The 23,638-nt window shown below is 38.9% G+C and carries 19 protein-coding genes; 7 read left to right on the top strand and 12 right to left on the bottom strand.

The window, feature by feature from the left end; all coding sequences use genetic code 11:
* Window position 1: 1 nt before the first annotated feature.
* From acpS to lepB, 7 genes are all read right to left on the bottom strand, one after another.
* Entirely contained in the window at window positions 2-385 is a 384-nt protein-coding gene (gene acpS, locus Q0H92_RS08655; RefSeq protein ID WP_296013826.1) for a holo-ACP synthase, read from the bottom strand.
* An 8-nt stretch (window positions 386-393) separates the two neighbouring features.
* Complete coding sequence (locus Q0H92_RS08650) at window positions 394-1,434, bottom strand: CdaR family protein (protein WP_296013825.1); 1,041 nt, start codon at window positions 1,432-1,434, stop codon at window positions 394-396.
* Complete coding sequence (cdaA, locus tag Q0H92_RS08645) at window positions 1,400-2,227, bottom strand: diadenylate cyclase CdaA (protein ID WP_013701353.1); 828 nt, start codon at window positions 2,225-2,227, stop codon at window positions 1,400-1,402. The genes Q0H92_RS08650 and cdaA overlap by 35 nt, the downstream gene beginning before the upstream one ends.
* Window positions 2,214-3,044, bottom strand: a complete 831-nt coding sequence (folP, locus tag Q0H92_RS08640) for a dihydropteroate synthase (protein ID WP_296013824.1) — start codon at window positions 3,042-3,044, stop codon at window positions 2,214-2,216. Before folP ends, cdaA begins: the two co-directional genes overlap by 14 nt.
* Window positions 3,041-4,960 carry a 1-deoxy-D-xylulose-5-phosphate synthase gene (gene dxs, locus Q0H92_RS08635; protein WP_296013823.1) on the bottom strand — a complete coding sequence of 640 codons (1,920 nt, stop codon included), beginning with the start codon at window positions 4,958-4,960 and terminating at the stop codon, window positions 3,041-3,043. Before dxs ends, folP begins: the two co-directional genes overlap by 4 nt.
* A gap of 284 nt (window positions 4,961-5,244) precedes the next feature.
* On the bottom strand, window positions 5,245-6,417 hold the full coding sequence (gene hemW / locus Q0H92_RS08630; RefSeq protein ID WP_296014357.1) for a radical SAM family heme chaperone HemW: 1,173 nt from the start codon (window positions 6,415-6,417) through the stop codon (window positions 5,245-5,247).
* A 6-nt stretch (window positions 6,418-6,423) separates the two neighbouring features.
* Entirely contained in the window at window positions 6,424-7,119 is a 696-nt protein-coding gene (gene lepB / locus Q0H92_RS08625; protein ID WP_296013822.1) for a signal peptidase I, read from the bottom strand.
* A gap of 121 nt (window positions 7,120-7,240) precedes the next feature.
* Here lepB and smpB point away from each other — a divergent pair, with 121 nt between their 5' ends.
* Together smpB and Q0H92_RS08615 are read left to right on the top strand one after the other, a co-directional pair.
* On the top strand, window positions 7,241-7,705 hold the full coding sequence (gene smpB / locus Q0H92_RS08620; RefSeq protein ID WP_013701348.1) for an SsrA-binding protein SmpB: 465 nt from the start codon (window positions 7,241-7,243) through the stop codon (window positions 7,703-7,705).
* Window positions 7,706-7,717: 12 nt separating this feature from the next.
* Window positions 7,718-8,557: a hypothetical protein gene (locus Q0H92_RS08615; RefSeq protein ID WP_296013821.1), complete on the top strand. Its 840-nt coding sequence runs from the start codon at window positions 7,718-7,720 to the stop codon at window positions 8,555-8,557.
* Here the strand turns inward: Q0H92_RS08615 and Q0H92_RS08610 are convergent.
* Complete coding sequence (locus Q0H92_RS08610) at window positions 8,547-9,128, bottom strand: L-threonylcarbamoyladenylate synthase (RefSeq protein ID WP_296013819.1); 582 nt, start codon at window positions 9,126-9,128, stop codon at window positions 8,547-8,549. The two genes, Q0H92_RS08615 and Q0H92_RS08610, sit on opposite strands and share 11 nt — an antisense overlap.
* Window positions 9,115-9,549 carry a septum formation initiator family protein gene (locus Q0H92_RS08605; RefSeq protein ID WP_296013817.1) on the bottom strand — a complete coding sequence of 145 codons (435 nt, stop codon included), beginning with the start codon at window positions 9,547-9,549 and terminating at the stop codon, window positions 9,115-9,117. Before Q0H92_RS08605 ends, Q0H92_RS08610 begins: the two co-directional genes overlap by 14 nt.
* A gap of 226 nt (window positions 9,550-9,775) precedes the next feature.
* Between Q0H92_RS08605 and Q0H92_RS08600 the strand changes: the two genes are divergently transcribed.
* From Q0H92_RS08600 to Q0H92_RS08585, 4 genes are all read left to right on the top strand, one after another.
* Entirely contained in the window at window positions 9,776-12,826 is a 3,051-nt protein-coding gene (locus Q0H92_RS08600; protein ID WP_296013816.1) for a hypothetical protein, read from the top strand.
* An 88-nt stretch (window positions 12,827-12,914) separates the two neighbouring features.
* A complete protein-coding gene (locus Q0H92_RS08595) occupies window positions 12,915-14,420 on the top strand; it encodes a 6-hydroxymethylpterin diphosphokinase MptE-like protein (protein WP_296013814.1) in 1,506 nt (501 codons plus the stop codon).
* The gene (locus Q0H92_RS08590; protein WP_296013813.1) at window positions 14,417-15,904 is read left to right on the top strand and encodes a 6-hydroxymethylpterin diphosphokinase MptE-like protein; all 1,488 of its coding nucleotides are present in this window, start codon (window positions 14,417-14,419) and stop codon (window positions 15,902-15,904) included. Before Q0H92_RS08595 ends, Q0H92_RS08590 begins: the two co-directional genes overlap by 4 nt.
* A gap of 5 nt (window positions 15,905-15,909) precedes the next feature.
* Complete coding sequence (locus Q0H92_RS08585; RefSeq protein WP_296013812.1) at window positions 15,910-17,253, top strand: hypothetical protein; 1,344 nt, start codon at window positions 15,910-15,912, stop codon at window positions 17,251-17,253.
* A gap of 37 nt (window positions 17,254-17,290) precedes the next feature.
* Here the strand turns inward: Q0H92_RS08585 and Q0H92_RS08580 are convergent, their stop codons facing one another.
* Genes Q0H92_RS08580 through ileS form a run of 3 tightly spaced genes read right to left on the bottom strand, consistent with a single transcriptional unit; the run spans window position 17,291 to window position 22,014 of the window.
* Window positions 17,291-17,866 (bottom strand): tetratricopeptide repeat protein, encoded by a 576-nt coding sequence (locus tag Q0H92_RS08580; protein ID WP_296013811.1) that lies wholly within the window; start codon window positions 17,864-17,866, stop codon window positions 17,291-17,293.
* The gene (locus Q0H92_RS08575) at window positions 17,863-18,801 is read right to left on the bottom strand and encodes a hypothetical protein (RefSeq protein WP_296013810.1); all 939 of its coding nucleotides are present in this window, start codon (window positions 18,799-18,801) and stop codon (window positions 17,863-17,865) included. The genes Q0H92_RS08580 and Q0H92_RS08575 overlap by 4 nt, the downstream gene beginning before the upstream one ends.
* A 30-nt stretch (window positions 18,802-18,831) precedes the next feature.
* The gene (gene ileS / locus Q0H92_RS08570; RefSeq protein ID WP_296014354.1) at window positions 18,832-22,014 is read right to left on the bottom strand and encodes an isoleucine--tRNA ligase; all 3,183 of its coding nucleotides are present in this window, start codon (window positions 22,012-22,014) and stop codon (window positions 18,832-18,834) included.
* Window positions 22,015-22,479: 465 nt separating this feature from the next.
* Here ileS and Q0H92_RS08565 point away from each other — a divergent pair, with 465 nt between their 5' ends.
* Window positions 22,480-23,637: an N-acetylneuraminate synthase family protein gene (locus tag Q0H92_RS08565; protein WP_296013809.1), complete on the top strand. Its 1,158-nt coding sequence runs from the start codon at window positions 22,480-22,482 to the stop codon at window positions 23,635-23,637.
* Window position 23,638 lies beyond the last annotated feature (1 nt).

Here is a 23,638-nt window from a genome sequence, read left to right as displayed (position 1 = left end):
ATTACGCAATTATTTCGATTGCAACGAACGCCAAAGCATATTCTTTTTCATGGCTAAGCGAAACATGGATTTTGTATTTTTCACCGCATTTTTCTTCAAGCAATTTTTTTGCGTTTCCTAAAACTTTTATTTCAGGCTTTTCATTATCGTCTTTTGAAATAAAAACTTCATTTAAATTGAATCCGCGAATTCCAGTTCCAAGCGCTTTTGAAAATGCTTCTTTTGCCGCAAAACGGCTCGCATAAAATTCGCATTTACGCTGAAGTCCTGCGCTTTCAGAAATACGTTCATTTTCGTTGTAAAACCGGCTTATCATATCTTTGGATAAAACCCATTTTTCAAAACGAGAAACTTTTGTTATATCGCAGCCAACACCAAAAATCATGCAAACCTTTACGACAAAACCGGAACTTTCAAAACTGAGCTTGTTGATTTTTTTTCAGGCTCCGGCTCTTCTATAGGAATTTCTTCTTCCTGCTCCGACTTTACAACGTTCAGCACAAAAACGCTGAAACTTTGCGAAGAAACAGTCAGATTTCCCGGAGCGTCAATTTGAACCGGAACTTCATAAATTCCAGGCTCTGTAATAAAAGCGCAGTCGGCAAAAACATTAAAATTCGCCGGGGAAACTTTTTCAATATCAAGCAAATTTCCTGCTACAGAAAAATCAATTTTAACAGCGTCTCCAGAAACTGCAAGGCTTGGCGAAAGATTTACAAGCACAACAGGAACGCTCTTGAATTCTTTTACAGTTCCTTCAATCACGACTGGAACAGAAACTCTAATAGAATTTTTTTCACCAAGAATTGAAATATACGAATTTGTATTTACAGGACTTACAATTTTTGAAATACTTGCGTCCGCACCTTCAATCGAAACAGCTCCAACCGGCAACTTATTTATTGAATCCACCATCGACGCAGGTCCGCACAAAGTTACAAACGAAGGCTCAAGCTCAGCAGAAAGCGCCTTGTATCCATGCGCGGGCTTTCCCAAAACAGAAGCGTAAAGAGGAACTGCTTTTGTTGTTTTCTTTTTAATCTGAATTTTCACATTGTCAGGCTGATTGTAAATTTCAAGCGGCTCCAAATCAAGCTGCACAATTTTTTCATCAAGGTCAACATAAACAGGAAAATCGTAAATTCCTTCTTTTGTCTGGGACGAAATATCTATAAACGCAGTCAAATCCTTTTCCATTATAGAAGCAATCTGGTCGCGTTTTGTCCTGACTTTTACTCTTATGTATTTTACCTGCTCAAGCCCGGAAACAGGAATCATGTTTCCTTCAGCACGGACTTCAAGAGGCACAGAAAAAGTTTTTACATCAAGAAGTGAAATCTGATGGAAAAAATAAATCATCGCAGCCAGAACAAAGCAGATTGCTTTTACAGGCCAGTTTTTAGTTATCTTTGCCAGTAATTGGTTTATGCTCATCAATTGTATCCTCTATAATCTGCTGATCTGGAGTAATATCCAGCTGACGTTCAAGAATTCTTGTAACTTGATCCATTGTAAGGTCATAATGAAGCTTTGAGTCATAAGCAAGGCTGTATGCGCCGGTTTCTTCACTTACAACAAGCACAACGCAGTCGCTTACCTCGCAAAGCCCCAAAGCCGCCCTATGACGCGTTCCAAAAGTCTTTTTTATGTCGTACTGCTCGCTTACCGGAAGAAAACAGCCAGCCGCAAGAATTTTTCCACCCTGAATAAAACAAGCTCCGTCATGTAAAGGCGTATTATGTCCGAAAATTGTTACAAGCAAACTTGAAGAAAGGTCTGCATTAAGCCTTGTTCCTGTGGAAAGAATATTGTCAAGCTTTGTGCGCCGCATAAAAACAGCAAGCATTCCGCGCTTCTGCTTTGAAAGCATTTCAGCGGCAATAAGAACTGAATCCACGTAAGAATGCTTCGCCCTGCTTCCGAAAGTGAACCATTCAGCCTGACCAAGCTTAAGGAAAACTTTTCTTAACTCCGGCTGAAAAACAATCGCAAAAGCCATCATAAGTCCAGGCGCAATCACCGAAAAAATCCAAAGCAAAGTTCTAAGCTGAAGAATAACTGCAACCGCATAAGAAAGAACCACAACGACCGCAGCCCTTATAAGCTGAATCGCATTGGTTTTTGTTATAAGCTGGTAAGCCTTGTACAGAAGAAATGTAATAATTCCTATATCAAGGACAGGCCTGATAAAATCATATATTTTTATTAAAGTTTCAAACTGATTCATACTTTAAAAGCGATTTTAACACAGCAAGTGTATCTTTACAAGGAGCAACGTCATGCACGCGAACCATAAAAGCTCCTTTTAAAACTGAAATCAAATCAGCGGCAAGAGTTCCATAAAGTCTGTCCTGAACTTCCCGCCCCGTAACCTGTCCTATGCAGGATTTTCTTGAAAGCGCCATAAGCACAGGAAATTTTCCGCCGCAAAGAAAGCCGCAGTTTGAAATAAGATTCAAATTTCCTTCAAGATTTTTTCCAAAGCCAATTCCAGGATCTACGATTATTTTTTCTTTTTCAATTCCGTTTTTTATAGCAAATTCCGCTCTTTGCTCAAGATACGAACTGACTTCGTTAAAAATATTTTTGTATTCTGTGTCCGCCTGCATTGTGGAAGGAATTCCACGCTTATGCATCAAAATCACAGGAATTTTCTTTTCCGCGGCAAAAAAAGCAAGCTCCGGGTCGTCTTCCAATGCTGAAATATCGTTTAAAATGTCCGCGCCAGAATCGAACGCAGCCTGCATAACAGATTTTTTTCTTGTGTCAACTGAAATTGGAATATCGCTTTTTCTGCGGATTTCTTCTATAACGGGAACAATGCGTTTTATTTCTTCTTCCGTGCTCACATAATCTGAACCGGGACGCGTGGATTCTCCGCCCAAATCAAGAATGTCCACACCTTCATCAATAAGCTCAAAAGCACGTTCTGCGCCGCCTCTGCTTCCGCTGAAAAAACTGTCTGGAGTGCAGTTTACAATTCCCATTACAAACGCCGGAAAATCTGTTGAAATTTTTCTTGAAGCCAAATTTAAAGTTTTCATATCCGCATTAGCTCCTTAGCAGCATTTATAATTTTTTCAGAAGAAAGTCCAGCTTCGTCCAGAATCTGCTCGCGGTTTCCGTTTGCAACAAATCTGTCAGGAAAAGCCAGAACCGCAGTTTTTAAAAATGAAGTTTCAGGGGAACCGCGCACAAAACTTTCAAGCCATTCTGAAATTCCGCCCATTTTTACGCCGTCTTCTATAAAAACAATTCCGTAATAAAGCTTTGCAACGCCAGCAAAATATTTTTCATCAAAAGGCTTTATAAATCTAAGCGAATAAATGTCAGCGTCAATTCCGTCCAAGACAAGCGCGCGGGCTGCTCTCAATGTTTCTGAAAAAACGCTTCCAGTGCAAACCAAAAGCACTTTTTTTCTCCAGGAATTCTCGCCCTGCCCAAAAGAAGAAATAGACGGTGCAAAATCCGTAGTCTGCAAAAGAACGCCTTTTCCGGGCTCTACAGTAACAGAAAACGGTTCAAGCTCGGAAGGACAAGCCATTTTTGGCCAGCGGATTACAACAGGACCTTGCGCTTTGTTCACCGCCCACTCAAGGCAAAGCTCCATGTCTTTTTTTCCAGCTACGGAAATTATAGAAAGATTCGGAACAGGTCTGAAAAGCGCAATATCAAAAATTCCCTGATGAGTTTCTCCGTCAGAAGGAACAGCTCCGGCTCGGTCAAGCGCAATTATAACGTGCCTGTTTTGCAGCGCAATGTCTTCTATAATTTGGTCAACGCTTCTTTGAATAAAAGTTGAATAAATTGCAACAACTGGAATCAGTCCGCCAGCCGCAATTCCGCCTGCGAAAGTTACAGCGTGCTCCTCTGCAATTCCAACATCAAAAAATCTGTCTTTAAATTTTCTTGAAAAAGCGTCAAGCCCGGTTCCCTTTGACATTGCCGCAGTAATTGCAACAATCCTATTGTCCGCCTGAGCCATTTCAACAATTTTATTGCTGAAATTTTCTGTAAAGCTCAAGTTGTCAAATTTTTCAACAATTCCATCGCTTATATTAAAAGGCCCGACTCCATGAAAGACAGACGGATTATTTTCAGCAGGACTATAGCCTTTTCCTTTTTTTGTAACAACATGAATTACAACTGGCCGCGGAATTTTTTTCGCACGGTTAAAAACACGCTCCATCTCGTCAATGCTGTGTCCGTTCAAAGGTCCTGTATATTCAAATCCAAGGTCAACAAAAAGATTATTTGTAAAAAAAAGCCCTTTAAGTCCGCGTTTCAGCCTGAAAACAACTTTTCCAAGCCAGCGGTTAAAATAAGGAATTTTATCGATAAGACGGTCAACTTTATAGCGGAATCCGTGATAGCTGTCAGAAAAAGCAAGACTGGAAAGATAACGCGAAATTGAGCCGACATTCTTGTCAATCGACATCTGGTTGTCATTTACAACAACAATCAAATTTTTAGCAAGCTGACCTGCGTGACTCAATCCTTCAAAAGCCATTCCGCCGGTAAGAGCTCCATCGCCAATTACAACAACAACTTTGTCTTTTCTTCCTTCAAGTTCCCAGGCAGACAAAAGTCCCAACGCAGATGAAATGGAAGAAGAAGCGTGTCCTGCATCAAAATAATCGTGAGGACTTTCCTTGATTTTTGTAAAGCCAGAAATTCCGTCCTTCATTCTTATTGACGAAAACAGCTCGTAGCGACCAGTAAGAATTTTATGCGGATAGCACTGATGGCTCACATCCCAGATAATGGCATCTTGCGGACTAGAAAAACTTCTGTGCAGGGCAATTGAAAGCTCCACAACGCCAAGGTTGCTTGCAAGATGTCCGCCATTATGCCCTACAACTTCTATAATCTTACTGCGGATTTCTTTTGCCAGTGAAGGAAGAAGCTTTTTTGGAATAAGCTTTAAATCTTCAGGCGAATGAATATCATTTAAAATCAAGTTAAAGCTCCAAAAACACAAAAAAGACCGCAGTCAAATAAAAATAACCGCGGTCTCCATGAAAAAAGGCCTTTTGAAATAATCCAATAACCTTGCAAAAAATTACAAAGCTATTTTACTTACTCTTATGGCGATTTCTTCTAAGCTTCTTCTTACGCTTATGTGTCGCTATCTTTGCGCGCTTTCTTTTCTTTCCACAAGGCACAGTAGAACTCCTTACTATAATAAGTTCTCTTATTATGCGGAATTTCAGACTTTAAGTCAAGAGAAAATGCCAATTATTGCTAAAGCTCAAGCAGAATTTTGTTCAAAAATAAGATTGAATCTTCTGTAAGTGAAAAATTCTTAGAGCTGTCTGGATTTTCAGTAGTTTTAATGCCGAATTTCATTACAGGCTCAAGGCGTTTTTCCAAGTCGCCACGCCACGGCCCAACAGAACAAAAGTTTTTTTTATATTCAACTGAATTCAAGCCTTCAAAAGTCCTAAGTCCCATCATCAAAAACTCAAACTCCCGCGTTTCAAGGTCGAATTCTTCTATATTTCTTGGAATTTTTGATTCAGACGGAAACGGCTTGCTCCAGAAATTTTCATATTCCAAAATATTTTCCGTGTTTGTCCAGCGAAAACTCTTGTTTCCGTAAAAAGTTCCGCAGGCAGAACAGCCAATGCCAACATAATTTTTTTGCGCCCAGTAAGAGCCGTTGTGAACGCTTTTTTTTCCTTCACGGCAAAAGTTCGAAACTTCATACTGAAAAAATCCATTTTTCAAAAGCAAATCGCGCCCGGAAATCCACTGGGAATCAGCCTCGTCAAAGTCAAAATTTATTTTTCCAGACGAAATACTTCTTGCAAGCGGCGTTTTTTCCTCAACTGTAAGCGTATAAAGCGAAATATGCCCCGGATTGTACGAAATTATTTTTTCAAGCGACAAAAGAAATTCTTTTTCAGACTGGCAAGGAAGCCCCGCAATCGCATCAAGGCTAAGCTCGCCCTTCCAGCAGTTTTTTACAGTTTCCAAAGCCGAAATTGCCTTTTCCGCGCTGCAATGACGCTCAACTGCCCTCAACGCATTTTCATTTAATGACTGAATTCCAAGTGAAAGGCGCGTAATGCCGTTTTTCCAGGCGGAATCAAGTTTTTCTTTTGAAACTGACTCTGGATTCATTTCGAGCGTAAATTCCAAAGGCGGAATATTTTTGCAAAGGCAGGAATTTTTCAAGTAAATTGCAAGTTTTTCAATCTGACTGGCAGACAAAAGGCTTGGAGTGCCGCCTCCGATGTAAATTGTGCGCCAAAAATCAATTTTATATTTTTCAGCATAAAAAACGGCTTCATTTTTCAAGCATTCAAGATACAAATCGTCTATGCGCCCGGAATTTTCCACGCTGAAAAAGTCACAGTAGCTGCATTTTTTTAAGCAGAACGGAATGTGGACATATAAAGCCGCGCTGTTCATCAAAAATCAGTAGAGCCTCATTTTTCCAAGCGGAAAGCACTGCCAGATTACGCGGCCTTTTATCCTTGACGAAGGAATTTTTCCATAAACGCGGGAATCCAAGCCTTCTATGCGGTTGTCGGCAAGCACAAAATACTCGTTTTTTCCCAAGGTAGCTTCTTCCATCTGACCCGAGCAGCCCATTCCGTCCCATTCAACAGGAACTGAATAAATGCTTATATTGTAAGGCTTTGAAGCAAGTTCAAATTCAGTAAGATAATGCGATTGTCCGGCTGGCTTAACATAAAGCACAAAGTCTTTCATGTAGTATGAATCTCCCGGAAGAGCCACAACGCGCCTTACAGTGTCTTTTCCAGTCATTCGTGAATTTCTTCCAAACGGCGAATACTTTTGCAATGTAAAAAATTTCACCGCGGCATTTAAAAATTTCTGCCCAGCCGAAAGCTTTTCACCGTCCATGCGCGAAAGATACACAACTTGCCCGCGCGACGGATTTCGCAAAAACGGACAAACAAAGACAATTCCGCCCTTGGACACATCAGTTTCCATTGACGATGAATTTATAAAAACTGAAAATAAAATGCAGTTCAAAAAAACTGAAATAAAAACAAAGACTGAAACCACAAAGACAACAGCATGCATGAATTTTATCTGCTGCTTTTTCTTATATTCAAATGAATAATCGCCGACATTTTGTTTCATGCACAAACAATAGCAAAAAAGAACTTTATTATCAAGCAACACATTTTTGCGGCATACTGAAATTTCAGCTTCAAAAAACTCTTGTTGAAACTATTTGAAAAAAAATATACTATTTATGGATATGGAAGAAGCACGAAAAACTGTCGCACAGAACAGAAAAGCACATTTCAACTATATTGTAACTGACTCTATCGAATGCGGAATCGCGCTTGAAGGCTCGGAAGTAAAATCCATAAAAGCCGGAAACATTTCATTCGGCGACAGTTTTGCTTTTATAGAAAACGGAGAAGTCTGGCTTCAGAACTTCCATATTTCAGAATATTCATTTTCTTCAGTGTTCAACCATGAGCCGGACAGAAAGAAAAAGCTTCTTCTTCACAAAGACGAAATCAAAAGGCTTCAGAGAAAAACAGAGGAAAAAGGATTCACTCTTGTTCCGCTTGAAGTTTACCTGAAAAAAGGGCTTGTAAAAATAAACCTCGGACTTTGCAAAGGAAAGAAAGAATTCGACAAGCGGGCCGCAATAAAAGACAGAGATGTAAAGCGCGACATTGCAAGGGAATTCAGAAACAGGCTGGACGGATAAAGGGAGAAATAGTTGCAGAGCAAAAAAAATCCTGCATTAAAAATAATTATCCTCTTTTTGGCAGCTTTTGCATTTTCTGCGGAAACCGTGGACTTTTTTGCGACCGTATCATCTTCAAAAGATTCCAACATGATAAAAATGACAACGGATCTTTTTTTCTCGCAGTTTCAGGCTGTGGACGGATATTCCGTGAATGACAGAAGAAACGAAAACTACAATCCAAGCGCAGAAACCCGGAACATTTCATTTTACGCGGAAATTCAGGAAGACACGGACGGCGGCTGGCTCTGCACATTGAACGCAATAAAAGCTGATGGAAAGCAAAATGTAAGCTCCACAAAAAAATACGACACATACTATAAAATTATTCTTGACGCAAAGCCTTCGCTGGAAAATCTTCTGCAGAATCTTTCGGGGAACATTCAGCTTCCTTCACAGCCGGAAACACAGAATCAGGAAAAACAAGAACCGCAGACTTCTTCTGCAAATGAAAATTCAATAGAAGCAATTGCCGGAACTTGGACAGGCGAGCCGCTAATCGAAAAGATTTTGATTTTAAGGGGCGGACGCGGCTTTGTTATATTTAAAAACGGCGCAAGCATGAACATTTCAATAACAGTTCAAGGAAATTCTATAAAGATAAAGCAGAACGGAAAGCCAAACGCTTCATTTTTCCCGGAAATTCCGCGGCAAGAAGCATTGAAAAACGCAGCAACCGCAGCTCCAGTTGAATGGAACATGACGCTTTCAGGCAACACGCTTTCTGGAAAAAAGACAACTCTTGTAGAAAACAAAAATTCCCCGGGAGGAATTTCGCAGGGAGAAATTAAAGTCAGCTGGACTAAACGATAACGCTTCCCTGCCTTAAAACTTTCCAGCCGCCATTTTCCAAAAGCACAATAGTCGAAGGCAAAGAGCCTTTTTTGTCGCCGTCGTCAATAATCAAGTCAACTTCATTTGAAAATTCTTTTTCAATTTCGCAGACTGAATCCAACACAGGATTGCCGCTTCTGTTCACGCTTGTGCTGTAAATAGGAAATCCGCATTCGGCAATTACATTTCTAAGCCACAAGTCTCCCGGACATCGGAAGGCAACAGTTGTATTTTTTTCAGAAAAAGGAAATTTCATCGGAACTATAACTGTCAAAGCTCCAGGCCATTTTTTCGCAAGCTGTTCTGGAATTTTAAAGTCGGAATATTTTGATATTTCATCTGGAGAAGAAACAAGCTGAATAAAAGGCTTTTTTTCTTCCCTGCCCTTTATTTTTCTTATTTTTGCGTCTGTGCCGAATTTTTCCTGCAATGAATTTTCAGCAATTCCGCTGAATCCGTAGACTGTGTCTGTTGGAAGAACGCAAATTTTTCCGCGCTTCAAAAAATCCGCCGCAATACGCGCAGACTCTTCATTTTTACTGCATATCATAAACCGCAATCCCGCCGCTTGAGAATTTTTTTCTTGAAGGAAAATGAATGAAGCCTTTCTGCAAATCAGCCAAAAACAAAACAAAGTAAGCTAAAACCATTATAGTCAGCGCAGAAGATTTGCAAAGCCATTCCGGAATATATTTTACTTCATGGTGGCGGACCAAAGTTCCAGGATCAAAAATATGAGTTTCCCGGGAAGCAAGCCCTGAAATTTTTACAAGCTTTTCACTTTCAGAGACATAGCCCAGTTTTTTTGCGTAAGAGGCAATAACATCAAGGTCTTTTTGAAGCGCAATTTGCTCAAGTGAAAGCTCGTCGTAAGTTTTTTCAATTGCAGCCGTATGCGCGCTCAAAAGTTGTTTCTGCTCCTGAAGCTGTTTCATAGCCCAAATTCCGTCGCTTCCGCCTATAAAAGCCATGACGGTATAAAAAAAAGTGCCTATGAAAAATGCCGAAAGCAGTCTGAATCTTTCCATTATGAATTGAATTTCGGCAGTTTTAAGGCAAAACTGAACAGCGCATATAATTTTTTTCTGTGGAATTTTTTTTCAATATATAGTAAAATATTTGTGCTGATTTATAATAATAAAGCCGATAATTTAATAAGAATTTTTTTAAATGCAAATTTTTAAAAGGGGATTCTACATGAGCGAAACACCAGAAAACAAAAGTGAACTCGACGAATACGGTGTATGGATAAAAAGCCCTGCGCCAGCTGAAAAAACCGACGAAACACAAGCGCAGGAACCAGTAGAACTGCCAGACGATTTTTCACTAGACAACATAGAAATTCCAGAAATTCCCCTTGAACAGAGCATCGGAGAAGACTTAGAAAAATCCGTGGACATAGAGCCGGAAATTCCAGCTGTAGAAGACACAGAAATTCCGGCCAACGAAGAAGCCGCCATTGCAGACGAAATTTCCAAGTTAAACAGCTTTGACAATTTTGACATAGACATTCCAGAAGAACCAAAGCCAACTGAAACAGAAGAAGCTCCTGCTGTAGAAGAAATTCAGGCAGAGCCAAAAACAGAAGAAGCTGAAAAAGCTCCAGAGCCAGCGGCAGAAATTCCAGACGGCGAAATAGACTTAGATTCATTTTTGGACAGCAGCTCGGACGCTCCAACGCAGGACGGCGAAGTTGATTTAAGCGCGTTCATGGGAGGAGATTCAGGAAGCTCACCAGACTTTGGCGACGGCGACATTGACCTTGACGCTTTTATGGACGGAGCATCTTTTGAAGGCGAAAAAGAAGAGCAGGCAGAAATTGAAGAAGCAGATCCGCTTGACATTGACCTAGATTTTGAAGAGCCAGTTCTTGAAGGAAGCGACGCAGAATCCCAAGAAAACGAAGCCGAAGATAGCTCAGAAGATTTCGATTCCCTTTTTGAAAATTTATCTGATGAAACTCCAGAATTGCCAGAGCTTCCAGAAATAGAGCCAGAAACTTCACCTTCCCCAGCGGCGGCTTCAGCAACTGATTCAGAAGAAATTGACCTTTCAGACTTTGGATTTGAAGACAATTCTGAAAACTTGAATCCAGTTTTAGGCGATGAAAAAGAGAAAAAAGAACCGGCAGGTCCTGTTGACTATGAAATGAACGTTGACATTGAAGACGACAACGAAACTCAGCCTGAAAAAACAGAAGCATCCGCCGCGAAATCTTCTGATGATGACGACATTCAAGTTGACATTTCGCAGGATTCAGAAAAAGCAGTTCAAAAGGAACAGGAAACAGACCTTTCTTCGCCAGACGACAGCTTTGACATTGATTCTATTTTTAACAATATTGAAGACGAAAACGGACAGACTGTAGATTTTTCAGCAAGCGAAACTCCTAAAGAAGAAATAAAAGAGCCAGAGGTTGCTGAAGAAATTCCAGCAGAACCAATCGCGGATGATTTTCCAGCAGAAGAAACTTTTCCAGAGCCGGAACCAGAAATTGAGCAGCCGGAAAATGTTTTAGAAGAACCTCAAGAAAAAAACTTTTCCCCAGAATTATCTGACACAGAAATTTCTTTGGACGATTTTATGGGCGAAGAAGGCTTTACAGACGGAGGTCCGGGCGTTACAGGTCCTTACAATGAAGACGGAACTTTGATTCAGCGTGAAGAAAAAAAAGATCCGGCCGCGGAAGAACCTGAAACTGTGGAAGAACCTGAAACTGTGGAAGAACCTGAAACTGTGGAAGAACCTGAAGTCGCAGAAGAGCCGGAGATTGCAGATGAAACTTCAGTTGAAGATTTTCCAGAGCCGGATATTTTTGAAGCTCCAGAAATTGCGGATTCAGATGAAGAAGTTCCGCAGCAGGAAGCAGAAAAAGACGACTTGGATGTAAGTTCATATTTGGATGAAGCTCCTGACTACGACATGACAGGTGTAACTGTAACGCCAGAGGACTTGGAAAACATTTCCGAAGTTCCAGAAGAACCGGCAGTTCCTGACACATTTGAGGAAGAAGCCGCTTCCCTTTCAGATGAAGTTTCAGCAGAAAATCCTAAAACCGAAGAAGAAAAGCAGACATACAGCGTCTTTGCTTATAAAGACAATTCAAACACAGATACAATAGAAGAAACTGCTCAAGAAATTCCTGAAATTCAGCAAAATGAAAACGAGCAGCCACTGGAGGAAAATATGCAGACAGAAGATTTTCAGAACGAAGAAAAAATTGACAATTCTGCAATCTTAAATAAAATTGCGGAAGAGCTTGCTTCTTTGAAATCTGAAATAAACGGATTGAAAGACGAATTTGAAGAGCTCAAGAAAAATGGAGTTTCCTCTGAAAAACAAGCTGAAATTCAAGATATAGAAGAAACAGAAATTCCAGCGGAAGAAATGCCAGAACCAGAAGAGCCTTCCGCAACAGAAAAAGAAGACACAGGTTTCTTCAATAATACAGATGAAGACGACACAATTGCGCTTAGCGGCGACGAGCTTAGCAATATTCTTAATTCAGCAGAATTCACTTCGCATGACGCAGAAACAATCGACACTGCAACAGAAGAAAATGAGCCAGCTGAAGAAATTGAAGAGCCTGTTGAAGCAGAGATTTCAGAATCAGAAGAACAGCCGGAAGAAGAAATCACAGTTCCTGCCGCAGCAGAAGATTTCACCGAGCCTGAAATTTCAGAGCCAGAAGAAATCGCTGAACCAGAGCTAGACACATCATCAGAAGTTTCAGAACCAGAAATTGTAGAACAGCCGGAAGAACCAGTTCACCAAGAAGATGAAAAAGCAACCATAACAGACGAAGATATTCCTTCGCCAACTTTGGAATCTCTGAACATTCAGAATACTGAAATAGAAAACGAGCCGCTCACAGAAGACAACATTGAATATCTTACAAGTGAAGTGCCGGAAGAGCTTCGTGAAGAAGAAACTGAAACAGAAGATGAAAATCTTGAAACAGGAATCAGCGAGCATCCAGTAGAAAATGTGTTCACAAATTGGGAGGCCGCTCCAGAACCTGAAAAAACAGAAATTCAGGGTTCACAAGAAACTCCTTCTGAAGCTCCAACAGAAATCAAAGACCGCTCAAACGAAATTCCAGCTGATATGAAAGCAGAAATAAAATCTGTGCTCGCATACATGGATCAGCTTTTGGAAAATCTTCCAGAAGACAAGATTGCAGAATTTGCGCAGTCAGAGCAGTTTGAAACATACAAAAAGCTTTTTGCAGAACTTGGACTTTCATAATAAGAAGGATTCAAGAATATGATTGAAAAGAGCCATGTTTCCATTTGGAAATGTGGCTCTGTTTTTATAAAACTCGGAGAAAAAATTGATGGAATTTTCAACAGCAACAAATGGCGAAACAACTTGCACCGAAAACGGATTCCGCCTGCACTCTTCCTACAATCCATCAAAAGAAGCCGAACGATTTTGCAGCACAGCGGAATGTTCTTTTTTTCCGCGATATGTGCTCATAACGGAGCCTGCCCTTTCCTATTGCGTTCCATTTCTGAAAAAAAAATTCAGCAACGCAATCTTGTGCTGCATTAGATTTTCAAAAGAATTCGAAAACACAAATTCGAACTGGGATAAAGTTTTTTACGCTTACGGAAAATCACAAAAAACAAATCCACTTCTTGAAGAAGAAATTTTCAACTTCATGGGAGACGAGGGAATTTCAGCGTGCCTTTTTCTTTCCTGGAAACCAAGCGAAAATCCGTTCAAGGAACTTTATGAGTTTTCATGGGAAGCAATAAAAAAAGCCGTTTTAAAAAGCCGAAGCGTGCTTGCAACAAGAACTTTTTTCAGCAAGAGATGGACAAAAAATGCTCTTAGATTTTCAATGTTCTGCAAAAAAACTGCGCTGATAAAAAACGGAACATCCGACATTGTTGTATGCGCAAGCGGACCAAGCTTAAAATCAGATATTCCGTTTTTAAAAAAATACCGGGAAAGATTTTTTTTAATAGCAGTTTCGTCATCCCTGTCTCCGCTCATTTACAATGGAATCACGCCGGATTTGTGCATTTCAACTGATGGCGGATACTGGGCAAAACTTCACCTTGTTTCGTTGTGCAACTCAAAAAAAATTCCGCTCGCCTTGCCGGGAGAAGCCTCGTGCTTTGCATCAATATTGGAAAACTATGAAATAATTCCGCTTTTTTACGGAGACGGATGTTCAGAAGAAATTTTAAAAGCTTCTGGCTACAGCGGACATTCGGCATTTAGAAATGGCAGCGTAAGCGGAACCGCAGCTTATTTTGCGCTGTCAATCACAAGCGGAAAAATTTTTTATTGCGGACTTGACCTTTCATTTTCAAAAGGATTTTCACACACACAGCCAAACGAACTTGAAAAGCGAAATTCAATTTTTGACAACAGAATGCTCACAAGCGAAACTCGAAATTTTTCTTCGGAAATAAATACAGCTTCCATTAATATTTACAAAAACTGGTTTTCTTCAAATGATTTTTTCGGACGAATTTTCAGGCTAAGCGACAATTTCAAATATGATTCAGAACTTGGAAAAATAAAAGATGTTGACTGGACTTTTTTTGAAAAGCAAACTTTTGATTTTAAAAGTAAAACAAAACCTCAAATAATTGAAACACAAAATATTTTCAACAAGGAACAGCGGATAAATTTTTTACGCGACATTGTGATAAAAAATATTTCAAATCCAGAATGGATAAAAAACGCTCTGCCAGCCGAAGCCATATCTTTGGAAAGATGCAAAGACTTGTGCGAAAAAGAAAAAATTGAAAAAAGAATTCAAGAAGGAATGAAAATATTTTTTTGTGATATAATGAAAGCCCTAGGAAGAAATGTTGCAATATGATTTATTCAAATGAAATAGCCGAAGCAAAAAACGGAAGCAAAATTCCATTGTTTAAAAACGGAAAGCCTGCAAATTCAAAATACAATCCTGACGCAGAACAAATTTTATTTGAATCTTCTCCGCAAGGCTGCATCATAGTTGCAGGAATTGCCGGCGGATTTCATATAGAAAAACTTCTTAGCGAAAAAAACATTTCTCTTATAATTGCTGTTGAAGCGGATTCTGAAAGCTTAGAGTTTTGCAAGCAATTTTCTTCCGTAAAAAAAATATCAGAATGCACCAAAGTAATACTATGCGACAAATCGAATCTTGAAAAAATTCTTTGCACAAAATACTTTCCTGCGCTTTACAAAAACCTAACGCTAGTTTTTCATAGAGCATGGAAAAATGAAAATCCTCAAATAGCTCAAGAGATTTCTTTAACTGTAAAAAATTTTCTTGAAAAAGTTTCAGCAGATTATTCTGTTCAGGCGCACTTTGGAAAAATATGGCAAAGAAATATTTTGTTAAACTTAAAGTTTATTTCAGAACATAACAATGAAAATTTTTTTTCACCAAATATTGAACAAGACAAAATAAAAAAAACAGCGGCAATAGTAGCCGCAGGACCAACGCTGGATTTTTCAATAGAAGAAATAAAGCATGGAGATTTTTTTATAATTTCAACTGACACTACATTTGGCACACTTCTTCAAAACTCAATAATTCCAGATGCCGTTATAAACATTGACGCGCAGCACATTTCCTCCGAGCATTTTTTCTGCACAAAAAAAGAAACAAAAACAACTTTCGTTTTTGACTTATGCTCAAATCCTGAATCTGTAAATCTTGTTTATAATAAAAAAAATAAAATTCAGTTTTGCATAAATCAGCATCCGCTTTCGCTTCTTGCCACAAAAAATATAGATGTAAAAAAAATTGAATCGGGAGCAGGAACTGTAACAATTGCGGCGGCGGACTGGGCAAAAAACTGCGGATTTCAAAAGCTAAAATTCTTCGGTGCAGATTTTTCATATAGTTTTGGAAAACCATACACAAAAGGAACTTATCTTGAAAAACAATTTTGCTCAAAATCAGACAGATTAATTTCCGCAGAAGAAAAATACGTCGCCTTAATGTTCAGAACAGAACTAGAAAAAATCCAAGGACAAAAAAATTCTTTCACAACAGAAGTTTTAAAGCGATACAAAAAATCTCTTGAAGAATGGGCTGAAAAAAATTCATTCAAATTAGAAAATGGAATTTATATTTCAGAGAAAAAAATCGAAACAGAAAATTTCAACACAAAAAATAATTTCAATTATTCAGATTTTCACAGAGAGTTTACAAACGGAATAAAAGAACTTTTAAAAAATCCGGAGCCGGAAAAAATTTTGAAAAGCAACTGGGGACTTTCAATTTTGCCGATTCTTGCTTTTTTTAAAAACAACACACTTTTTGACAGTTTAAAACTTGCATACAATCAGGCTCTACGGTATAATTGAAGATTATGAGAGCAAAAAGAAATTCGATTTTTATAACAACAATTTGCGCCGTATACATTTTGTCATTGCTGGTTTTTATCATTTCACTTGCCGCAGAATATAAGCAAGGAGCTTTTAATTCCCAGAACAGATTCAATTCAATCACAAGGGATTTAAGCAGAATCAGCAAAAACTATGCGCCGCAAAGCAAAAAGTTTTACGATGAATTTCTAGCTTCACTCGGAAATATTTCAGACATAGCAGGACTTCAAATCAAATATGGCGAAGAGCTGATTTTTTCTTATCCTGGAAAAATGTCGGAATTTGAAAAAATAAATTCTTCACTTGTAAAAATTTATTCGACAACAGTTTTCACAGAAAATGGAATTCCGCTCTCGCTTACAGCTTCTATATATTTGCTCAAGCCTGTTTCGATTTTTTACAAAGGCCGGATTGCTTTTATAGTTGTAATAATTGCAACTTTGGCAACAGCGGCATATCTTGCGTTCTTCATAAAAAATGGAACTTTCCCAAAAGAATCAGAAACTGATGACCTTGAGCAAACTGAATATCCAGAAATAGAATCTTATGATGATTTTTCAGAAGAAAAAGAAGAGCAAGCTGATGAAGAAAAAATAAATGATGAAAACGAGGAAACTTCAGAAAATATCCCAGAACAGGAAGAAGCTCCACAAGAGCAAGAAGAAGATGTTTTGGCATTTTTAAATTCTGAGCCTGAAAAAGAAACAGACAGCGAGCTAGAAAATTCAGAAGACAAAAATGAAGATCCCGCGGAAGAAGAGCCAGCAGGACTTTTCTGCCCTAGCACAGGATTTGGCTGGGAACAATATATGCTTACACGCCTTGACAGCGAGCTTATACGGTCTGCTTCAAGTGATCAGGACTTGTCATTGTTTACAGTAAAAATCAAGAACATTGACTGGAATTCTGAATGCGGAAAAGAAATCAGCAAAACAATTCTTGAAAAAGTTAAATTCAATGATCTTGTTTTCAATTACAAAGAAGACGGAGCAAGCGCAATTTTTCAGAATCAGAACACAGACAAATCGCTTGTAATTGCAGGAGATCTTCACACAGAAATAACTTCAATTCTTTCAAAGTATAACGAACAGCGTTTTGTGGGAATTGGAATTTCATCACGGACGTTGCGCCTAATTTCTGCAACACGTCTTGCAAACGAAAGCGAAGAAGCCTTGAACAGAGCCGATGCGGACTCACCTATAATTGCATTTAGAGTGAATCCAGAAAGATATAAAGATTTTCTAGCGTCAGAATCATTTCAAGAAGAAACAACTTCTTCGGAACAAAAAGAAGGAAACGAAAGCACAGAGAACAAACAGGAAGAATAAAAAATTATTCTAACTCTTCTTCAACAGAAGCTGGTTCCTATTCAGATTCAACATTTTGCTCTGGCAGAAATTCTTCCAGTTTTTTCTTTATAGCAGGAATCGATTCTTCATCTGGAAATTTTTCTTCAAATATTTTAAATTTTTCATTCGCTTCTTCGTATTTTTTTTCAGAGACAAGGACCGCGATAAGATTTTTTAGAATTGAAGAATCGTCTGGATTATTTTCATAAAGAGAAGAATACAAATTTTCAGCTTCTTCTAAATTGCCGCGCATAGCTTCGATATAAGCCAAAGAAGTTTTTAAAGTTGTGTTTTCAGAATCATTTTGCAAAAGCTGCTCAAAAGAAGCCTGCGCTTCATTCCAGTTTTTTAAGTAAACATTGCAAAGCGCAATTTCATAAAAAGCATAGTCATGCAAAGACTCTGACGGCAAAGTTTTTTTATAATATTCAATAGCTTTGCTGTAATTTTCCAAGCTTTTATAATTTTCCGCTATTGAAAAATATTCTTCAAAAAGATTTCTTTCTATAATTTTTTTTTCACAAGGAATGGAAGTTTCGCATCTGCAAAAAACAAACGGCAGCATCAAAAAAAGAAAACTTTGAATTTTCATTTTTTTACAGATTCTTCAATAACTTTGTCATCTACAACTTTGTAATGTTTTCCGGTAATCGGATCGCGCAAAAACAATTCTTCGATTTTATTTTCAGAAATTTCAATTCCGGAAATTTTCAAAGTAAAGTCATCAGTCTGTTCAACCGCGCCGCCCGTCATTGCAAAAGAAAGTCCCAGCAAAGAACGCAACGCAACGACACTTCTTTTATCCAGCAAATGAATGCTGAAAGAAAGCTCATATTTTCCAGAATATTTAGCAGAATCTTTTTTATCAGGGAAATAGCAAAGAGAGCCGAAAATAGCATCAGTTCCAACATTTATGCTCTGCCCTATAAGGCTTCTTAAATACTGGCCGGGCTTTGTTATATAAAAAAGAATTTCACCTTGAGACAAATCTTGTGCAATCCAATTTTTCCAGGCAGTTTCTGGAGCCGGATTATTTTCCGCAAATTTCTTTAAAAGCAAATCAACATTTTGAGATGCGCAAACCAAATTTGAAGAAGGAAACGAAGCCTGAAATCCGTCCGACGCATGAGTAAACTTTTCAAATACCTTTTCATCATAAGAGACAAAAGATTTTTCCCAGCCGTTTTTCTTTGAAAGCGACGACTGAACAACAATGCGGGGAATCGAAGTTTCTGATACAATCTGAAGACGCGAGCGGTCATCCACAGTTCCAAGCCCGGCATATAAAATTTCCGTTCTTGCTGCAATGGCTTTTGCGTCTTTTTCAGCAAGCCCCGAAATTCTGGAGCAAAGAATTTTTGAAACAAGCTCCTGATTTTTGCTTGCAGGAACGCTCATATAAATGCTGGAATTTTCTTCAAGCAAAGAAAGCGGATCAACATTTGGAACTTCAATCTCCACTTTAGAAGATTTGCATCCAAAGAAAATCAGCATCGCAATAAAAACAGGAACAAGTTTCTTTTTCAAATCAGCCTCCAATTTTTAACAAGAACGAATTTAAATTTTCTTTACAGAAACAGTCCACTTTGCATCTTCGCAGTCAATTTCAGTTCCAGAAATATTTTCATTCCAAACGGCAGAAGACGCAAGAGTTTCTCCAGATATGAAATCCTTGAACATTTCAAATGCGGATTTCAAAACTTCAGAGCCGCCAACAGAAAGTTCAATTCGGTCTGTAACTTCAAAGCCGCTTTCTTTTCTAAGATTTTGAATTCCGCGAACCAAATCGCGCACGTAGCCTTCTTTCTTTAGCTCGTCAGTAATTTTTGTATCAAGTCCGACTGTCAAAGTTCCGTCATTTATAACTTTTAAATCTTCTTTTTCAAAACGCTCAACAAGAACATTTTCCTGATTCAAAGAAACATCTTCGCCGTCAACTTTTATAGCAACAGTTTTTCCGTCAAGAATCTGCTCAATCTGTTCAGTTGAAAGCTTTGCAATTTCAGCAGCGGCAGCTTTCATTTTTCCGCCGAGTTGTTTTCCAAGAACTCTGAAATTTGCCTTTGCCTTGTATTCAACAAGCTCATCCTCGCGCTCATGGAAAATTACATTCTTAACATTCAGTTCTTCGGCGATTGTGTTCTGCATATCTGAAAGAACTTTTTTCTCTTCAGCGTTGCGTGTAACAAGAGCTACACTTGCGAGCGGCTGGCGGTTCTTCAAGTTAAACTGATTGCGAAGGCTTCTTCCCATTGAAACGGCTTTTTGAACGCTAGCCATTTTAAACTCAAGATCTTCGTCGCGGAATTTTTCATTGTAAACAGGATAATCCATCAAATGAACAGATTCCTTGTCTTCAGAAGTCTTTAAATTCTGCCACAGTTCTTCGGAAAGGAACGGAATAAACGGAGCGGAAACAAGCGCAAATGTTTTCAAAGCGGAATAAAGAGCGCCGTAAGCTTCAAGTTTGTCAGAGTCGCTCCCAGATTTCCAGAAACGTCTTCTGTTTCTGCGGATATACCAGTTGTTAATCTGGTCAATAAAAGAAAGCATAGGATCAATCGCCGCGCTAAGGTCATAATCGTCCAAGGCAGAAGAAACATCTTTTACCATTTTCTGCGCAACCGAAAGAATCCAGCGGTCAAGAGGATTTTCAGGAAGCTTAGAGTCGAACTCGTGTCCAGTGCAAGCAACTCCATCAATATTCGCATACTGAACAAAGAATGAATAAGAATTCCAAAGAGGAAGAATAATGCTCTTTATTACATCGCGCACGCCTTCATCCGAATAACGGATTTCATCAGCTTTTACAACAGCCGAATGCATAAGGAAAAGACGGATTGCATCCGCGCTAAGCTTATTAATAGCTTCGTTAGGATCTGTGTAATTGCGCAAACTCTTGGACATTTTTCGTCCGTCACTTGCAAGAACAATTCCATTTACAATGCAGTTTTTAAACGCAGGCTTATCAAAAAGATTTGAAGCAAGAACAGTAAGTGTATAGAACCATCCACGTGTCTGATCAAGGCCTTCGCTTATAAAATCAGCCGGGAAATGGCTTTCAAAATATTCCTTGTTTTCAAAAGGATAATGCTGCTGCGCATAAGGCATTGAGCCAGATTCAAACCAGCAGTCAAAAACTTCTGGAATGCGCTTCATTGTTCCGCCGCATTTTTTGCAAGGAATAGTTATTTTATCAACAAACTGCTTATGCAAATCTTCAGGATAAACTCCGCTAAGCTCTTCAAGTTCTTTTCTTGAGCCTACACATAAAGTGTCGTTGCAGTCAGGACATTTCCAAATCGGAATAGGATTTCCCCAATAGCGGTTTCGGCTGATTGCCCAGTCTCTAGCTCCAGCAAGCCATTTTCCAAAGCGGCCTTCTTTTATATGCGCCGGCTGCCATTTTATCTGGGAATTTGCCTTTAAAAGACGCTCATGCTCATCAGCAACTTTTACAAACCAAGAGCCGATTCCTCTGTAAATCAAAGGAGAGCCGCATCTCCAGCAATGCGGATACTGGTGAAGAATCTGATCGCGTTTTACAAGCTTGCCTTCTTTCTTCAAGCGGTCCATTATGTCTTTGTCGCAGTCTTTTACAAAACGTCCTGCATAGTCTGTAACTTCTTTCGTAAATTTACATTCAGCGTCCATCGGCTCAACAGAAGGAATTCCAGTTCCCTTGAAAACCTTAGAGTCTTCTTCACCGAACGCAGGAGCAATATGAACAATTCCAGTTCCGTCTTCCGTTGAAACATAGTCGGCGTTGAACATTCTGAAAGCTCCATCGCTTCCGTCTTCCTTTACAGCCAAATCCTTGAAGTAAGGGAAAAGAGGCTCGTACTTTGCGCCAATAAAATCTTTTCCAGTTCTCTTATAAATAACTTCATAGTCGGCTTCGTTCTTGTAATAAGCTGAAAGGCGGCTTTCTGCCAAAATGTAAAAATCTCCGCTTTCCTTGTCTTTTATTTTTACATACTCGATGTCCGGTCCCATGCAAAGACCTTCATTAGAAGGAAGCGTCCAAGGAGTTGTTGTCCAGGCAAGGAAATAAGTGCTGCCATTTTCCATTTCCGAATCTTCAAATGCAGCCGGAGCTTTTGTTACTTTGAAACGGATTGTAATCGCTGGATCCTGCTTTTCTTTGTAGCCTTGGGCAAGCTCATGTGTAGAAAGAACTGTCGCGCATCTTGGGCAATAAGGAAGAATGTACTTTCCCTCGTAAATCATGCCTTTATCCCAAAGAGATTTCGCAACCCACCAGATTGATTCCATAAAGTCAGGATTCATTGTCTTGTAATCGTTGTCAAAATCAACCCAGCGTCCCATGCGCGTAATCGTCTTGCGCCATTCTGAAGTATATTTCAAAACTGAAGCGCGGCATTTGTCGTTGAAATTTGCAACACCGTAAGCTTCAATTTCGTGCTTAGAGTTGATTCCAAGCTCTTTTTCAATAAGATTTTCAACAGGAAGACCATGGCAGTCCCAGCCGAACCTGCGCTCAACTTTCTTGCCTTTCATTGTCTGATAGCGCGGAATTATATCTTTTATTGTAGACGGAATAAAATGGCCAAAATGAGGAAGTCCAGTCGCAAAAGGAGGTCCGTCATAAAAAACATATTCCTCTGCGCCTTCTCTTTGTGAAACAGACTTTTTAAAAGTTTCGTTTTCTTCCCAGAATTTTAAGATTTTTTCTTCCTGCTTCGGAAAATCAGCTTTTGAATCTACAGGATTGTACATCGCATTCCATCCTTTTATAAAATTATAAATAAATTTTAGCACAAAATTCTTTAGCCTGAATACAAAAAGCACCAGAACTAAAAAGAAAATATGAAGAAGTTTCAAAAATCAGACGAATTTTAAAACTCGTTTCATTATATCAAATTGAATCAAAATAATCTATAAACAAGAAAAATTCAACAGAGATTACCGGCTCAAGCCCCCGACAATGACACAAAAATACAGTCAGCCAAATAGATAATTTTAACCAAAAACACAAATATCTTTTTAATTCCTGCCAATTTCTATATGTCGGAATAGAAATTCCAAATATAAACTTTTTACGGTGGAAATCTAAACGGAGGAAAATCCTTTTTAAGCTGTCCAGACAACAGCTCCACTATCGGCATTGTTCTTTTCAATGCCGTTTTTGCTTTAAATTTCATTCTGTTGAATTTCAAATGCTGAACAATTATAATCAAAAACATGAAAATAATCGCTGAAATTGGAACTGCGCACGCCGGTTCCTTAGATAAAGCACGTGAACTTATTGACGCGGCCGCTTTTGCAGGCGCAGACTGTGTAAAATTTCAATGGGTTTATGCCGATGAGATTTTACATCCAGACACAGGATTTGTAAATTTGCCCGGAGGAAAAACCCGGCTTTACGACACATTTAAACAACTTGAATGCTCTTCTGATTTCTACAAAAAATGCCTTGAATATTCACATAAAAAAGGACTTTTGTTCGCCTGCTCGCCTTTCGGAACAAAATCTTTTGACGAGCTTGTAAAACTTAATCCTGACGCAATAAAAATCGCAAGTCCAGAACTGAATCATTTTCCGCTTTTACAAAAATGCGCAGATTATTATCAAAAAATTCCAATTATCATTTCAAGCGGAGTTTCAAAACTTGGCGACATAGAAAAAGCAATTCAAATAATCCAAAATAAAAAAGAATCTTGTGCAAATGAAAAATGCTTTCCAGACTTAACTTTGCTTCACTGCATAACCTTCTATCCTGCGCCGGAAGAACAATACAATGTAAAATGTGTAAAAACGCTGCGCCAAATATTTGGAATTCCAACGGGAATAAGCGACCACAGCCTTGATCCGGTTTTAGTTCCTGTTCTTACAGTTCTTATGGGCGGAAGTGTAATTGAAAAGCACATTACTTTAAGCAAGAAAGACAGCGGACTAGATGATCCTGTAGCACTTGAACCTGAACAGTTCGCAGTAATGGTTCATTCTGTCAAGCAGGCACTTTCAATACAAGAACGCTACAAAAAGGAAGGAAATGCTGTAAAAGAGAACTTGAAAAATGCAGCTGAAAAAGAGATTCTTAAACAGCTTGAATACGAATTTCCAAGTGAAAAAATCACAGCGGCGTTGGGAACAGGAATAAAAAAACTTGCAGCATCAGAAGAAGAAAACTACGGAAGAACAAACCGCTCTCTTCACTATATGCGCTCGCTAAAAAAAGGAAGCAGAATACAGCCTGACGACATTTCAGTTTTGCGGACAGAAAAAGTACTCTCGCCCGGAATAAGCCCGGAATACTTTTCCACAATAGAAGGCTCTATACTTGAAAAAGATGTACGCTCAGGCGATGGAGTCAAGTGGGAAGATTTTATCCAAAGGTAAA

The sequence above is a fragment of the uncultured Treponema sp. genome, assembly GCF_934725225.1.
GTDB lineage: Bacteria > Spirochaetota > Spirochaetia > Treponematales > Treponemataceae > Treponema_D.
Note: the sequence above shows the minus strand (reverse complement) of the source record. Positions and strands in the feature narration are given on the sequence as shown.

Coding starts and splice junctions, on each gene's coding strand:
- smpB (WP_013701348.1), top strand. CDS start 7,241: ATGGAAGAAGCACGAAAAACTGTCGCACAGAACAGAAAAGCACATTTC.
- Q0H92_RS08605 (WP_296013817.1), bottom strand. CDS start 9,549: ATGGCTTTTATAGGCGGAAGCGACGGAATTTGGGCTATGAAACAGCTT.
- Q0H92_RS08610 (WP_296013819.1), bottom strand. CDS start 9,128: ATGATATGCAGTAAAAATGAAGAGTCTGCGCGTATTGCGGCGGATTTT.
- Q0H92_RS08600 (WP_296013816.1), top strand. CDS start 9,776: ATGAGCGAAACACCAGAAAACAAAAGTGAACTCGACGAATACGGTGTA.
- lepB (WP_296013822.1), bottom strand. CDS start 7,119: ATGAAACAAAATGTCGGCGATTATTCATTTGAATATAAGAAAAAGCAG.
- folP (WP_296013824.1), bottom strand. CDS start 3,044: ATGAAAACTTTAAATTTGGCTTCAAGAAAAATTTCAACAGATTTTCCG.
- cdaA (WP_013701353.1), bottom strand. CDS start 2,227: ATGAATCAGTTTGAAACTTTAATAAAAATATATGATTTTATCAGGCCT.
- Q0H92_RS08650 (WP_296013825.1), bottom strand. CDS start 1,434: ATGAGCATAAACCAATTACTGGCAAAGATAACTAAAAACTGGCCTGTA.
- hemW (WP_296014357.1), bottom strand. CDS start 6,417: ATGAACAGCGCGGCTTTATATGTCCACATTCCGTTCTGCTTAAAAAAA.
- ileS (WP_296014354.1), bottom strand. CDS start 22,014: ATGTACAATCCTGTAGATTCAAAAGCTGATTTTCCGAAGCAGGAAGAA.
- Q0H92_RS08585 (WP_296013812.1), top strand. CDS start 15,910: ATGAGAGCAAAAAGAAATTCGATTTTTATAACAACAATTTGCGCCGTA.
- Q0H92_RS08595 (WP_296013814.1), top strand. CDS start 12,915: ATGGAATTTTCAACAGCAACAAATGGCGAAACAACTTGCACCGAAAAC.
- Q0H92_RS08590 (WP_296013813.1), top strand. CDS start 14,417: ATGATTTATTCAAATGAAATAGCCGAAGCAAAAAACGGAAGCAAAATT.
- Q0H92_RS08565 (WP_296013809.1), top strand. CDS start 22,480: ATGAAAATAATCGCTGAAATTGGAACTGCGCACGCCGGTTCCTTAGAT.
- Q0H92_RS08580 (WP_296013811.1), bottom strand. CDS start 17,866: ATGAAAATTCAAAGTTTTCTTTTTTTGATGCTGCCGTTTGTTTTTTGC.
- acpS (WP_296013826.1), bottom strand. CDS start 385: ATGATTTTTGGTGTTGGCTGCGATATAACAAAAGTTTCTCGTTTTGAA.